General features: G+C 65.1%; 11 protein-coding genes. 6 read left to right on the forward strand and 5 right to left on the reverse strand.

Features of this window, described 5'->3' with window-relative positions; all coding sequences use genetic code 11:
• Positions 1-4: 4 nt before the first annotated feature.
• On the forward strand, positions 5-3,178 hold the full coding sequence (locus tag AC5P5R_RS06350) for a multidrug efflux RND transporter permease subunit (protein ID WP_033835832.1): 3,174 nt from the start codon (positions 5-7) through the stop codon (positions 3,176-3,178).
• A gap of 153 nt (positions 3,179-3,331) precedes the next feature.
• Here AC5P5R_RS06350 and AC5P5R_RS06355 read toward each other — a convergent pair whose 3' ends face one another.
• Entirely contained in the window at positions 3,332-3,694 is a 363-nt protein-coding gene (locus AC5P5R_RS06355) for a hypothetical protein (RefSeq protein ID WP_224119239.1), read from the reverse strand.
• Between the two features lie 208 nt (positions 3,695-3,902).
• Between AC5P5R_RS06355 and AC5P5R_RS06360 the strand changes: the two genes are divergently transcribed.
• On the forward strand, positions 3,903-4,820 hold the full coding sequence (locus AC5P5R_RS06360; protein ID WP_005413923.1) for a hypothetical protein: 918 nt from the start codon (positions 3,903-3,905) through the stop codon (positions 4,818-4,820).
• A 45-nt stretch (positions 4,821-4,865) separates the two neighbouring features.
• Here AC5P5R_RS06360 and AC5P5R_RS06365 read toward each other — a convergent pair whose 3' ends face one another.
• On the reverse strand, positions 4,866-6,014 hold the full coding sequence (locus AC5P5R_RS06365) for an acyl-CoA dehydrogenase family protein (RefSeq protein ID WP_033833586.1): 1,149 nt from the start codon (positions 6,012-6,014) through the stop codon (positions 4,866-4,868).
• A 153-nt stretch (positions 6,015-6,167) separates the two neighbouring features.
• Here AC5P5R_RS06365 and AC5P5R_RS06370 point away from each other — a divergent pair, with 153 nt between their 5' ends.
• The 4 genes from AC5P5R_RS06370 to AC5P5R_RS06385 all read left to right on the forward strand — a co-directional run bounded on the left by AC5P5R_RS06370 (position 6,168) and on the right by AC5P5R_RS06385 (position 12,218).
• Positions 6,168-7,097 (forward strand): ArsR/SmtB family transcription factor, encoded by a 930-nt coding sequence (locus AC5P5R_RS06370; protein WP_005410251.1) that lies wholly within the window; start codon positions 6,168-6,170, stop codon positions 7,095-7,097.
• A 13-nt stretch (positions 7,098-7,110) separates the two neighbouring features.
• A complete protein-coding gene (locus tag AC5P5R_RS06375) occupies positions 7,111-8,202 on the forward strand; it encodes a homocysteine S-methyltransferase family protein (protein WP_033835833.1) in 1,092 nt (363 codons plus the stop codon).
• A 57-nt stretch (positions 8,203-8,259) separates the two neighbouring features.
• On the forward strand, positions 8,260-10,944 hold the full coding sequence (gene metH / locus AC5P5R_RS06380) for a methionine synthase (protein WP_033833945.1): 2,685 nt from the start codon (positions 8,260-8,262) through the stop codon (positions 10,942-10,944).
• 86 nt (positions 10,945-11,030) lie between these two features.
• Positions 11,031-12,218, forward strand: a complete 1,188-nt coding sequence (locus AC5P5R_RS06385; RefSeq protein WP_033833946.1) for an MFS transporter — start codon at positions 11,031-11,033, stop codon at positions 12,216-12,218.
• A gap of 48 nt (positions 12,219-12,266) precedes the next feature.
• Here AC5P5R_RS06385 and AC5P5R_RS06390 read toward each other — a convergent pair whose 3' ends face one another.
• From AC5P5R_RS06390 to AC5P5R_RS06400, 3 genes are read right to left on the reverse strand one after another with little or no spacing between them, the layout of a single operon-like run.
• On the reverse strand, positions 12,267-12,947 hold the full coding sequence (locus AC5P5R_RS06390) for a DUF2058 domain-containing protein (RefSeq protein WP_033833947.1): 681 nt from the start codon (positions 12,945-12,947) through the stop codon (positions 12,267-12,269).
• Between the two features lie 10 nt (positions 12,948-12,957).
• On the reverse strand, positions 12,958-13,200 hold the full coding sequence (locus tag AC5P5R_RS06395) for a SlyX family protein (protein WP_005410256.1): 243 nt from the start codon (positions 13,198-13,200) through the stop codon (positions 12,958-12,960).
• Positions 13,193-14,542: a UDP-glucose dehydrogenase family protein gene (locus AC5P5R_RS06400; protein ID WP_005410257.1), complete on the reverse strand. Its 1,350-nt coding sequence runs from the start codon at positions 14,540-14,542 to the stop codon at positions 13,193-13,195. Before AC5P5R_RS06400 ends, AC5P5R_RS06395 begins: the two co-directional genes overlap by 8 nt.
• Positions 14,543-14,557: the final 15 nt, after the last annotated feature.

A 14,557-nucleotide genomic window follows, 5' to 3' on the forward strand; every position in this document is an offset into this window, starting at 1 on the left:
CGTCATGCCTAAATTTTTCATCGAACATCCAGTCTTCGCCTGGGTGGTGGCGATCCTGATCTCGCTCAGCGGCGTGATCGCGATCCTCAACCTGGGCGTGGAGTCCTATCCCAACATCGCCCCACCGCAGGTCACCGTCTCGGCCACCTACCCGGGCGCCAGTGCCGACACCACGGAAAAATCGGTCACCCAGGTGATCGAGCAGCAGCTGACCGGTATCGATCACCTGCTGTACTTCAGCTCTTCCTCGTCGTCCAACGGCCGTGCGCAGATCACCCTGACCTTCGAGACGGGTACCGATCCGGACATCGCCCAGGTGCAGGTGCAGAACAAGGTCTCGCTGGCCACGCCCCGACTGCCTTCGGAAGTGACCCAGCAGGGCGTGGTGGTGGCCAAGGCCAACGCCGGCTTCCTGATGGTGGTGGCGCTGCAGTCCGATACCCCGACCATCAACCGTGATGCGCTGAACGACATCGTTGGTTCGCGCGTGCTCGACCAGGTCTCGCGTATCCCCGGCGTCGGCAGCACCCAGCAGTTCGGTTCCGAGTACGCCATGAACATCTGGCTGAACCCGGAAAAGATGCAGGGTTATGGCCTGTCGGCCAGCCAGGTGCTGGCTGCGGTGCGCGCGCAGAACGTGCAGTTCGCCGCCGGTGCGCTTGGCTCGGATCCGTCGCCGGAAGGCCAGCACTTCACCGCCACGGTCTCGGCCGAAGGCCGCTTCAGTTCGCCGCAGGAGTTCGAGAACATCATCCTGCGCGCCAACGCTGACGGCTCGCGGGTGCTGTTGAAGGACATCGCCCGCGTTGCCTTCGGTGCCAACAACTACGGTTTCGACACCCAGTACAACGGCAAGCCGACCGGTGCCTTCGCCATCCAGCTGCTGCCGGGCGCCAACGCCCTGAACGTGGCCGAGGCGGTGCGCGCCAAGATGGACGAGCTGCAGCCCAGCTTCCCGTCCGGGGTGACCTGGTTCTCGCCGTACGACAGCACCACCTTCGTCAAGATCTCGATCCAGGAAGTGGTCAAGACGCTGTTTGAAGCAGTGTTCCTGGTGTTCCTGGTGATGCTGATCTTCCTGCAGAACTTCCGCGCCACGCTGATCCCGACCCTGGTCATCCCGGTGGCGCTGCTCGGTACCTTCCTGGGCATGTGGATGATCGGCTTCACGATCAACCAGCTGACCCTGTTCGCGATGGTGCTGGCAATCGGCATCGTGGTCGATGACGCGATCGTGGTGATCGAGAACGTCGAACGCATCATGACCGAGGAAGGCCTGGCGCCGAAGCCGGCCACGCAGAAGGCGATGACCCAGATCACCGGCGCGGTGGTGGCGATCACCGTCGTGCTGGCTGCGGTGTTCATCCCGTCCGCCCTGCAGGGCGGCGCCGCCGGTGAGATCTACAAGCAGTTCGCCCTGACCATCGCCATTTCGATGGCGTTCTCGGCGTTCCTGGCGCTGGGCTTCACCCCAGCGCTGTGCGCGACCTTCCTGAAGCCGACGCACAACGACAACCCGAACATCGTCTACCGCACCTTCAACAAGTACTACGACAAGATCAGCCACACCTATGTCGGCCACATCACCTCGGCGGTGCGCCATGCGCCGCGCTGGATGATCCTGTTCGTGGTGCTCACCGCACTGTGCGGCTTCCTGTTCACCCGCATGCCGGGCAGCTTCCTGCCGGAAGAAGACCAGGGCTATGCGCTGGCGATCGTGCAGCTGCCGCCGGGCTCGACCAAGGGCCAGACCAACGAAGTGTTCGCGCAGATGCGTGGCATCCTGGAAAAGCAGGATGGCTATGAAGGCATGCTGCAGGTGGCCGGCTTCAGCTTCGTCGGCTCCGGCGAGAACGTGGGCATGGGCTTCATCCGCCTGAAGCCGTGGGAAGAACGCAAGTTCACCGCACCCGAGTTCATCCAGAACATGAACGGCGCGTTCTACGGCATCAAGGAAGCGCAGATCTTCGTGGTCAACCTGCCCACCGTGCAGGGCCTTGGCCAGTTCGGCGGCTTCGACATGTGGCTGCAGGACCGCAGTGGTGCCGGTTACGAGCAGCTGACGCAGGCCCGCAACATCCTGCTCGGCCAGGCCGCGCAGAAGCCGGACCACCTGGTCGGCGTGCGCCCGAACGGCCTGGAAAACGCGCCGCAGCTGCAGCTGCATGTGGACCGCGTGCAGGCGCAGTCGATGGGCATGTCGGTGTCGGACGTGTACAGCACCATCCAGCTGATGCTGGCCCCGGTGTACGTCAACGACTTCTTCTACGAAGGCCGCATCAAGCGCGTGACCATGCAGGCCGATGGTCCGTACCGCACCGGCCAGGAATCGCTGAAGAGCTTCTACAGCCCGTCCAGCCTGACCACCAATGCCGATGGCACCAACGCGATGATCCCGCTCAACACGGTGGTCAAGTCCGAGTGGGTGTCGGCACCGCCGTCACTGAGCCGCTACAACGGTTACTCGGCGATCAACATCGTCGGCTCGCAGGCCCCGGGCACCAGCTCGGGTGAAGCGATGCAGACCATGGAAAGCATCGTCAACGAAGACCTGCCGGCCGGCTTCGGCTACGACTGGTCCGGCATGTCCTACCAGGAAATCCTGGCCGGCAACGCCGCGACCCTGCTGCTGGTGCTGTCCATCGTGGTGGTGTTCCTGTGCCTGGCCGCGCTGTATGAAAGCTGGTCGATCCCGGTAGCGGTGCTGCTGGTGGTACCGCTGGGCGTGCTGGGCGCGCTGGGCCTGTCGATGCTGCGTGGCCTGCCCAACGATCTGTTCTTCAAGATCGGCCTGATCACCGTGATCGGCCTGGCGGCGAAGAACGCGATCCTGATCGTGGAGTTCGCGGTGGAGCAGCGCGCCGCCGGCAAGAACCTGCGCGATGCCACCATCGAAGCGGCCCGCCTGCGTTTCCGCCCGATCCTGATGACCTCGTTCGCGTTCATCATGGGCGTGATCCCGATGGCGATCTCCACCGGCGCGGGCGCCAACTCCCGCCATGCCATCGGTACCGGCGTGATCGGCGGCATGCTGTTCGCCACCCTGCTCGGCCTGTTGATGATCCCGGTGTTCTTCGTGGTCGTGCGCCGCATGCTGGGCGACAAGCTGGATGAACCGTCCAAGGAGTTCATGGAACGCCAGCGCGACGCGGATGCAGCACACCGTCCGGATCGTTGATCCAGCGGTGAACTGAAACGAGAAAGGCCCCGGAGCGATCCGGGGCCTTTGTTGTTGCCGCTTCTGGATCCATGCCGCCCCAGGTTGGCATCTACCGGGGCAACGGCATACCCGGTAGTCGCCAACCTTGGTGGGCGCTGTCCGGGCAGCGTCTCAGCGCAACACTGCGATCACCACGCATGCCGCCACAATCGCCAGTGCAGGCCATTGCATCGGCAGGAAGAAGAAGTGATGCGGAGCATGCTGCCCAGGTGCACGCGGCTTTCGATTGAGCACGAAACCCAGCACCGTGTTGATTGCCGAGCCAAGGCCGAACGCCAGCAGGACCTGACTGAGTGAAGTATTGCCGCGACCTACCGCTGGATCCGGGAACAGGATGAGGATGAGCAGCACGGCAGCGATCGGTGTGAGCAGGGTCAGCAGCCCTGCGCCTCGATAGATGAGCATGTGGTGGCGTCCATGAACGGTGGAGCATTCTGCGACCAAGGAGCGGGAATGCCAATGGATCGTTGGCATGTCGCCTGCCCGGAGACCGGTCGCATACGGCCTGTACTGAAAAGTCCCTTCCACTGCTGCGCCGACAACGAGGCGCTCAAGGCGTCTACCGGTTTCGCATAAGGCCCCCGCTTTGGATTCCTGGGCGCGCAGAAGTGCGGCACGCCCGGATCGTTGCTATCCAGATGCCTCCACGGCAATCGATCCGATGCCGCCCAGGAGACAGTTCATGGAAAGAGCACCACTACGACGCTTCAGCCGCCCCGCCCTTCTGCTTGGCGCGCTCTTCGCGGCCAGCAGCGTCCAGGACGCACATGCGGCAGGTGTCCTCGTCTGCGACAACTGTCGCGATCCACGCGCACTGGCGCTTTACTCGGGCACGGGGCCCACCATCGTCGTCGACTTCCAGCAGCGCCGGCTCCATGGCTTCGATGTGGAATACGATCGCGAGCTGCGTCGGTATCGCGCCACCAGGGCGCAGATCCCCGAGCCAATCAACGCATCCTTCAATCGGATCATGGGGATGCTCGACAACAACGTGCCAACCGTACAGTTCGCGCCGCGGCAGTGGGCCGGAAGAGGAGTCCAGTACGAGGTTCATCCTGATGACCCGCAATACGCCAACGGCATAGGCTTCCCGGAAGAGCACAAGAACCTCAACGCCTACGATGTCGTGCAGATGGCAACCGAGCGATTCAGGCTGGAGAGCGCCATGGGCAAGGCATTCACAGGCGCCACGACATCGTCGAGGGCCTGGAACAGCATGGCGACATTCCTGTCCTCGATCGGCCTGAGCTTCGTCAGCAAGGCCCTCGGAATCGACGGTGCAATCTACAGGATCACCTGGCGCGATGGCTCGAAGACTACGCTGGCCATCGTCTCTTCGTCAGTGGACACCGCCAGATACGTGCAAGGCCAGAGCAAGGACGCCAATGGCAACATGATTCCCGACGGCGCGGCAACCAGCCCCGGCCTGGCCCAACACTTCGCCGGCACCTACAACTTCAACAGCCGGGACGATCTGGATCGATGGATCGACTCCGGTCGCCTCTATGGGGTGAACATGTTCCCCGGTGCTCCACCTGAGTCGCTGCAGATCGTCTGTGAATGGAACGGAACGGATATCGTTTGCCGATTGCCACGTTGATCGCACAAAGGAAACGGGGCGGCAATCGCCGCCCCGTCGCGTCCATCAGCGCAACCCGGTCTCGTTGCGCGCGATCACCAGGCGCTGGATCTCCGAGGTGCCCTCGTAGATCTCGGTGATCTTGGCATCACGGAAGTAACGCTCCAGCGGCATCTCCTTCGAGTACCCCATGCCGCCGTGGATCTGCACCGCCTGGTGGGTGATCCACATCGCTGCTTCCGAAGCGGTCAGTTTGGCCACCGCTGCTTCGGTGCTGAAACGCTTGCCCTGGCTCTTCACCCACGCGGCACGCAGGGTCAGCAGCAGCGCTGCGTCCAGCTTGCACTTCATGTCGGCGATCTTGGCCTGGGTCATCTGGAAGGTGCCGATGGCCGCGCCGAACGCCTTGCGCTCCTTCACGTACTCCAGGGTCGCCTCATAGGCGGCGCGGGCGATGCCGATGGCCTGCGAGGCGATGCCGATGCGGCCGGCATCGAGCACGCTCATGGCGATCTTGAAGCCCTCGCCTTCCTGGCCCAGCACGTCTTCGGCCTGCGCCACGTAATCGTTGAACTCGATCTCGCAGGTGGCCGAAGCGCGGATGCCCAGCTTCGGCTCGGTCTTGCCGCGACCGAAGCCCGCCTTGTCGGTATCGATGAGGAAGGCGGTGATGCCACGCGCGCCCTTGTCCGGCTCGCTCATCGCGAACAGCACGATGTACCTGGCCACCGGGCCGGAGGTGATCCAGCTCTTCTTGCCGTTGATGACGAAGGTGCCGTCGGCCTGCTTCACCGCGCGGCAGCGCATGGCGGTGGCATCGGAGCCGGACTGCGGCTCGGTCAGCGCGAACGCGCCGATGGCCTCGCCCTCGGCGATCGCACGCACGTAGGTCTGCTTCTGCTGCTCGGTACCGTGGGTGAGGATGCCGTTGCAGAACAGCGAGTTGTTGACCGACATGATGGTCGAATGGGCTGCGTCGGCGGCGGCGACCTCCACCATCGCCAGCACGTACGCAACCGGGTCCATGCCCGCGCCACCGTATTCGGTCGGCACTTCGATGCCCATCAGGCCGTTCTCGCCCAGCAGGCGGATGTTGTCGAGCGGGAACTCGCCGGTACGGTCATGGTGCTCCGCGCTCGGGGCGATCTTCTCCTGCGCGATGCGCCGCGCAACGTCCTGCAGCATCAACTGCTCTTCGGTAAAGCTGAAATCCACAACACCCTCCCGGGTACATGAAGTTATGGGCTACATACGGCGCGCCCAGGTGCCCCGATTGTACCGGGGCCCGGCTGTTTCCGTACGCTGGCGACTTGACCGCGACGGGCCCTTTCAGCGAATATATCTCTATATCGCGATAGGTAGATATTTATGGATCTTGAAGACTGGTCGACCCGCCTGAAGGTGTTCGCCGATGCGACCCGCGTGCGCCTGCTGGCGCTGCTGGAGCAGGAGGAACTGACCGTGGCCGAACTGTCGGCGATCACCCGGCTGGCACAGCCACGCGTGTCCACCCACCTGGCGCGCCTGAAGGAAGCCGGCCTGGTCCGCGACCGCCGTGCGGGCGTATCGGCCTATTACCGCTTCGACGAGGCCCAGCTGGACCCCGCGCAGCGTGCATTGTGGCATGCCTTGAGCAACGGAAGCGATGACCCGCTGCTGCGCCAGGACGCTGAACGCGTCGCTGCCGTGCTGGCCCACCGCGCCTCCGACCAGAACTGGGCCGACAGCGTGGCCGGCGACATGGAACGCCACTACTCCCCGGGGCGCACCTGGGAAGCCCTCGCCCGCACCGCGCTGCCGCTGCTGGAGACCGGCGACGTGCTGGACATCGCCTCTGGTGACGGCGTGCTGGCCGAACTGGTGGCCCCGCATGCCAAGCGCTACATCTGCATCGACACCAGCGCGCGCGTGGTCGCCGCCGCCAGCGAGCGCCTGCGCCGTCTGCCCAACGTGGAAGTGCGCGAGGGCGACATGCATGCGCTGCCCTTCAAGGACAACAGTTTCGATCTGGTAGTGCTGATGCACGCGCTGACCTACGCCAGCAAGCCGGCGCAGGCGGTGACCGAAGGCGCGCGCGTGCTGCGCCCGGGCGGGCGCCTGCTGCTGTGCAGCCTGGCCCGCCATGAACACAAGGCCGCGGTGGAGGCCTACGGCCACGTCAACCTCGGCTTCAGCGACAAGGAGCTGCGCAGGTTCGTCGACAAGGCCGGCCTGCAGGTATCCAGCCTGGAGACGGTCACCCGCGAGAAGCGTCCGCCGCACTTCGAAGTGATTTCGCTGATCGCCCACAAACCCTGAGCCCGAGAACGCCATGCCTGCCCTGCCCTGGTTGCATCCTGAGCGTGCCAACGCCCTGCTCGACGCCCTGCGCGAGCGGATCCTGATCATCGACGGTGCGATGGGCACGATGATCCAGCGCCACGGCCTGCAGGAAGACGATTACCGTGGCGAACGCTTCGCCGGCGGTTACGATCACAGCCATGGCCCCGGCTGCGACCACGGCACGCCGGAGGGCCATGACCTGAAGGGCAACAACGATCTGCTGCTGCTGACCCGGCCGCAGATCGTCGCAGACATCCACACCGCCTACCTGGAAGCGGGCGCGGACCTGGTCGAAACCAACACCTTCAATGCAACCTCGGTCAGCCAGGCCGACTACCACCTCGAACACCTGGTGTACGAGTTGAACAAGGCCGGCGCTGCGGTCGCGCGCACCTGTTGTGACGCCGTGGCCGCAACCACCCCGGGGAAGCCGCGCTTCGTGATCGGGGTGGTCGGCCCGACCAGCCGCACCGCCTCGATCAGCCCGGACGTGAACGATCCGGGCTTCCGCAACACCAGCTTCGACGAACTGCGCGACACCTACCGCGAAGCCATCGAGGGCCTGATCGACGGCGGCGCCGACACCATCATGGTCGAGACCATCTTCGACACGCTCAACGCCAAGGCCGCGCTGTATGCGCTGGAGGAAGCGTTCGATGCGCGCGGCGCGCGGTTGCCGGTGATGATCTCCGGCACTATCACCGACGCTTCCGGTCGCACCCTGTCCGGGCAGACTGCGGAAGCCTTCCATGCCTCGCTGGCGCATGCACGGCCGCTGTCGATCGGGCTGAACTGCGCGCTGGGCGCCGATGCGATGCGACCGCACGTGGAAACCCTTGCGCAGGTCGCCGACTGCTACGTCAGCGCACACCCCAATGCCGGCCTGCCCAATGCCTTCGGCGAGTATGACGAGACGCCGGAGGACATGGCCAGCACCCTGCGAGGCTTCGCCGAAGATGGCCTGCTGAACCTGGTCGGCGGCTGCTGCGGCTCCACGCCCGACCATATCCGCGCCATTGCCGCGGCTGTGGCCGGGCTGCCGCCGCGCGCACTGCCCGGCACCCGGGAGCAGGCCGCATGAATGTCGCCGCCACCGTTCCGCACTTCCCGCCCTATTGCTGCTGAGCCGACGCCTGCCATGACGCCTGTCCGCCCTACCCGCCTGTCCGGCCTGGAACCCCTGGTCATCACCCCGGACCTGCTGTTCATCAACGTCGGCGAACGCACCAACGTGACCGGCAGCGCGCAGTTCCGCAAGCTGATCAAGGAAGGCCGCTACGAAGAAGCGGTGGACGTGGCCCGCCAGCAGGTGGCAAGCGGCGCGCAGATCCTCGACGTCAACATGGACGAGGGCCTGATCGATTCGGAAGCGGCGATGACCCGCTACCTCAACCTGATCATGTCCGAGCCGGACATCGCCCGCATCCCGGTGATGGTCGACTCCTCCAAGTGGAGCGTGATCGAGGCCGGCCTGAAGTGCCTGCAGGGCAAGAGCGTGGTCAACTCGATCTCGCTGAAGGAAGGCGAGGCGCTTTTCCGCGAACACGCGCGCAAGGTCCTGCGCTATGGCGCCGCCGCGGTGGTCATGGCCTTCGATGAAAGCGGGCAGGCCGATACGTGTGCGCGCAAGGTCGAGATCTGTACCCGCGCCTACCGCATCCTGGTCGACGAGATCGGCTTCCCGCCGCAGGACATCATCTTCGACCCGAACATCTTCGCCGTCGCCACTGGCATCGAAGAACATGACAACTATGCGGTGGACTTCATCGAAGCCACCCGCATCATCAAGCAGACGCTGCCGCACTGCCACGTCTCCGGTGGTGTCTCCAACGTCTCGTTCTCGTTCCGCGGCAACGAAACGGTGCGCCAGGCCATCCATTCGGTGTTCCTGTACCACGCCATCGCCGCCGGCATGGACATGGGCATCGTCAATGCCGGTGCCATGCCGATCTACGATGAGCTGGAGCCGGAGCTGCGTGAGCGCGTGGAGGATGTGATCCTCAACCGCCGCAGCGATGCCACCGAACGCCTGCTGGAGATCGCCGAGCGCTACAAGGGCAGGAAGGGTGCGGCGAAGACCGAAGACCTGGCCTGGCGCGACAAGCCGGTGGCGCAGCGCCTGGCGCATGCACTGGTGCACGGCCTGGATGCCTTCGTTGAGGAAGACACCGAACTGGCCCGACAGGCCTCCAGCCGCCCGCTGGACGTGATCGAGGGCCCGCTGATGGACGGCATGAACATCGTCGGTGACCTGTTCGGCGCCGGCAAGATGTTCCTGCCGCAGGTGGTGAAATCCGCGCGTGTGATGAAGAAGGCCGTGGCCTACCTCCTGCCGTACATCGAGGCGGAGAAGGCGCGCAGCGGCGACACTGCCAAGAGCAACGGCAAGATCATCATGGCCACGGTGAAGGGCGATGTGCATGACATCGGCAAGAACATCGTCGGCGTGGTCCTGGCCTGCAACAACTTCGAGGTGGTCGACCTTGGCGTGATGGTGCCGGCGCAGAAGATCCTCGATGCCGCGCGCGAGCACAACGCCGACCTGATCGGCCTGTCCGGTCTGATCACTCCCTCGCTGGAGGAGATGAGCCACGTCGCCCGCGAGATGGAGCGCCAGGGTTTCAATCTGCCGCTGCTGATCGGCGGCGCCACCACCTCGCGCGCGCACACCGCGTTGAAGATCGACCCGCACTACAAAGCGCCTACGGTGTGGGTGAAGGACGCCTCGCGCGCGGTCGGCGTGGCCCAGTCGCTGATCTCGCGCGACCTGCGCGAAGCCTTCGTTGCCGCCAACGAGGCCGACTATGCCGAGATCCGGGCACGGCACCGCAATCGTGGCGATGCCAAGCGCCTGGTGCCGCTGGAACATGCACGCGGGCAGAAGTTCCAGGGCGACTGGGGGAACTACACGCCGCCCGCGCCGAAGCAGCCAGGCCTGCACGTCTTCGATGACTATCCGCTGGCCGAGCTGGTCGAGTACATCGACTGGACGCCGTTCTTCCAGGCCTGGGAGCTTGCCGGCAAGTTCCCGGCGATCCTCACCGACGAGATCGTCGGCAGCCAGGCCAGCGAGCTGTACCGCGATGCCCGCGCGATGCTCGACCGCATCGTCGGCGAGAAGTGGCTGACCGCCAAGGCCGTGTTCGGCCTGTGGCCGGCCAACAGCGTCGGCGACGACGTGCGCGTGCAGCACCCACAGGGCGAGACCACCCTGCACTTCCTGCGCCAGCAGGTGGACAAGCCGGCCGAGCGCCCGGATTTCTGCCTGGCCGATTTCATCGCGCCGACCGACAGCGGCAGGCAGGACTGGATCGGCGCGTTCGCGGTCACTGCCGGCATCGGCATCGATGCCCACGTGGCGCGCTTCGAAGCCGAGCATGACGACTACAACGCGATCCTGCTGAAGGCCCTGGCCGACCGCTTCGCCGAAGCCCTGGCCGAGCGCCTGCATCAGCGTGTACGCACGGAATTCTGGGGTTATGACCAGGCCGAGACGCTGGACAACGACGCCCTGATCGATGAGCAGTACCGTGGCATCCGCCCCGCTCCCGGCTATCCGGCGTGCCCCGAGCACAGCGAGAAGCGGCGCCTGTTCGATCTGCTGCGGGCCGAGGCCAACGCCGGCATGGAACTGACCGAGAGCTTTGCGATGCTTCCGACCGCCGCGGTATCGGGCTACTACTTCAGCCATCCGCAAAGCCAGTACTTCGTGGTCGGGCGCCTCAGCCGCGAGCAGGTCACCGACTACGCCCGGCGCAAGGGCGTGGAGCGCGCCCAGGCCGAGCGCTGGCTGGCCTCCAACCTCGACTACGATCCCGAATGACACAGAATGGGGACGGAGGGGATCAAGTCGCTTGTGGCACAAATGACTTGATCCCCTCCGTCCCTTTTTTGCTTCATCATTCCGCGATGACCGTTCCCGTTGCCCGTCTTTCCAGCTTTTACCTGTTCTATTACGCGGCGCTGGGCGCGTTCACTCCGTACTGGAGCCTGTTTTTGACCGCGCGCGGCATGAGCGTGACCGCCATCAGCGTGATGATGGGGCTGTGGTATGCCACACGCGTGGTTGCACCCAGTGCCTGGACCTCGCTGGCAGCCACCTCACCGCGGCCGATCCGACTGTTGCGCATCGGCTGCGTACTGACCCTGATCAGCTTCGCCGCATTCCTGCTGCCTCTGCCGCAGCCATGGATGTATCCGGCGATGATCGTGTTCTGCTTCTTCTACAACGCGGTGATGCCGCAGTTCGAGTCGATCACCCTCACCCATCTCGGCAGCGACAGCCATCGCTACGGCCTGATCCGGGTCTGGGGTTCGCTTGGGTTCATCGCCATCGTCACCCTGTTCGGCTGGCTGATCGAAGGTGACGGCACCGCCGGCCGCGCCGGGCTGCTGCCCTGGATGATGCTGCCGCTGTTCGTCCTGCTGGTCGCCTCGGCCTTCAGCAACCACTACGCACGCGACATCGGCAGGACCGGCGGCGATGCCAGCGGCTTCTGGCAGATCGTGCGCCGCCCGCCGGTGCTGGCGTTCTTCCTGGCCGCTTTCATGGAGCAGCTCTCGTTCGGCCCGTACTACACCTTCTTCTCGGTCTACATGGACCACCACGGCTATCGCACATCCACGCTCGGCCTGCTCTGGACCATCGGCGTGGTGTTCGAAGTGGGCGTGTTCTTCACCATCGGCCGCTTCTTCCGCCGCTATGACGCCAGCTGGATGCTGCTGATCGCGCTGGTCAGTTCCTGCCTGCGCTGGGCGGTGACCGCACTGTTCCCGGAAAACCTGCCGGTGATGCTGCTGGCGCAGACCGCGCACGCGCTGGGCTTTGCCGCGTTCTTCGCCGCGGCGATGCAGATGCTGGCGATCTACTTCCCCGGACGCCTCAATGGCCATGGCCAGGGCCTGCTGTACGGTTTCTCGTCCGGTGTCGGCGGCGTGCTGGGCGCGCTCATCGCCGGCCAACTGTGGAAGATCGACGAGGGACGCACGGCCTTCCTCGCCGGTAGCGGATTCGCTCTGGTCGGCGCACTGCTGTGCTTCTTCGCGCTGAGCCTGCCGTTGATCCGTGCACGCCGCAGCACTGCGCGCGTCCGGTAACGAAAACGCCGGGCAATGCCCGGCGTTTTCATCGTGCAGCAGGTGCAGTTACCAGACCAGGTCGTCCGGTACCTGGTACTGCGGGTCTGCGTAGGGATCTTCCTCGGCCGGCGCGTTCGGGTCGACCTTCAGTGCCACCGATGCGGCAAACACCGCTTCGGACTGTGCCAGCACTTCGGCGGTCACCAGCAGGTAACGGCCATTGAGCTGGACCACGCCCAGCTCACCGGCATTGAGCGCGGTCAGCTGTTCGGCGGTCACGTAGATGCGCTTGATCTTGCCGCCATACGGGAAGTGGCGAGCGATATCAGCCGCCTCGGAGTTCAGGCCCTTGTCCTTCAGCAGTTCTTCCAGCTTGGCCTTCGCCTCGCGGCGCACGCGTGCTTCTTCCTGCTTCAGGCGCTCGGTCTCGATGCGCTCTTCCTTCTCACGCTGCGCACGGATGGCATAGGCCTTGGCCAGATCCATCTCTTCGGCGCTGCGCGGCTTGCGCGGGCCCTGCTGGCCCGGGCCACGCGACTGGCCGGGCCTGCCCGGGCCACCGTGGCCATGCCCGCGACGCTCGCCGGGCTTGTGCTCGCCCTTGCCAGCGCCCTGCGGCTTTCCATTGCCGTTGCCACCCTTGCCCTGCGGGCGGCCATCACGGCGGGGGCCATCATTCTTGCGCTCGGGCTTGGGCGCGGGCCTGAAGCCCAGGCCCATCAGCTGGTCGCGGAGGGTATCGCTCATAGGATTCGGATCAGTAGTGCGGCGGCGGTGGTTCGCTCGCCGGATCGGAAGAATTCAGTGCGTTGCGGACCTTGCCCAGGTCCTCCAGCAGCACACGCAGCACGTCGGCGTTGCGCATGCCCTGCATGCGGGCATCGGCCAGCGCATCGCTCAATTCGGCAAGCGCCTGTTCCTGGAAGGACACGCGCATTTCCAGTTCGACCAGGCGCGCTTCCAGCGCCTGCTCGCGTTCGGTCGGCAGCAGGTCAGACATGCAGCGAACGCCCCCGGCCAATGCCGTAGTACGCCAGGCCGGCAGCTTCCACTTCGGCAGGATCGTACAGATTGCGCCCATCGAACACCGCCGCGTCCTTCAGCTGCTCGCGCAGCTTCTGGAAGTCGGGGCTGCGGAACTGCTTCCACTCGGTGACCACCACCAGCGCGTCGGCCCCTTCGAGGGCCTCATCAGCACTGCTGCAGAACACCAGGTCATCGCGCTCGCCGAAGATGCGCTGCGATTCATGCATCGCTTCCGGGTCGTAGGCACGCACCGTGGCACCGCCCTCCCACAGCTGCGCCAGCAGGCGACGGCTGGAGGCTTCACGCATGTCGTCGGTGTTCGGCTTGAAGGCCAGGCCCCACACGGCAAAGGTCCTGCCGCGCACGCCTTCGTCCTCGCCCTTGTCGTAATGACGCTGGATGAGGGCGAACAGGTGGCCCTTCTGCGCATCGTTGACCGCTTCCACCGCGTTCAGCAGCTTCGGCTCAAGACCATGCTGCTGGGCGGTGCGGGCCAGCGCCTGCACGTCCTTGGGGAAGCAGGAGCCACCGTAGCCGGCGCCCGGGTAGATGAAGTGCCAGCCGATGCGCGGGTCCGAGCCGATGCCCTGGCGGACCTGCTCGACGTCGGCACCGACGCGCTCGGCGATGTTCGCGATTTCGTTCATGAACGAAATCTTGGTCGCCAGCATCGCGTTCGCCGCGTACTTGGTCAGCTCGGCCGAGCGCACGTCCATTTCCACCACTCGGTCGTGGTTGCGGTTGAACGGCGCATACAGACGACGCATCACCGCGACCGACTCCTCGCTGGTCGCACCAATGATGATGCGGTCCGGGCGCATGCAGTCGGCGACCGCGTCGCCTTCCTTCAGGAATTCCGGGTTGGACACCACGTCAAAGGTGATATCCGCGCCACGCGCGGCAAGTTCTTCAGCAATGGCCGCACGCACCTTGTCGGCGGTGCCCACCGGCACCGTCGACTTGTTGACCACCACGGTCGGCACGCTCATGTGCCGGCCAATGGTACGGGCCACGGCCAGTACGTACTGCAGGTCAGCGCTGCCATCCTCGTCCGGCGGGGTACCGACGGCGATGAACACCACCTGGCCATGCGCGATCGCGGACGCGGCATCGGTGGTGAATGCCAGCCGCGACGCGGCGTGGTTGGCCTTCACCATCGGCTCCAGGCCGGGCTCATAGATCGGGATGATGCCCTGGTTGAGGCCATCCACCTTGGCCTGGTCGATATCGACGCAGACCACCTGATGACCGACATCGGCCAGGCAGGTACCGGTCACCAGACCTACATAACCGGTACCGAAAATCGCAACGCGCATGTCCGTGCAGGCTCC

This window comes from Stenotrophomonas sp. YJH_SMC_19 (genome assembly GCF_059367915.1).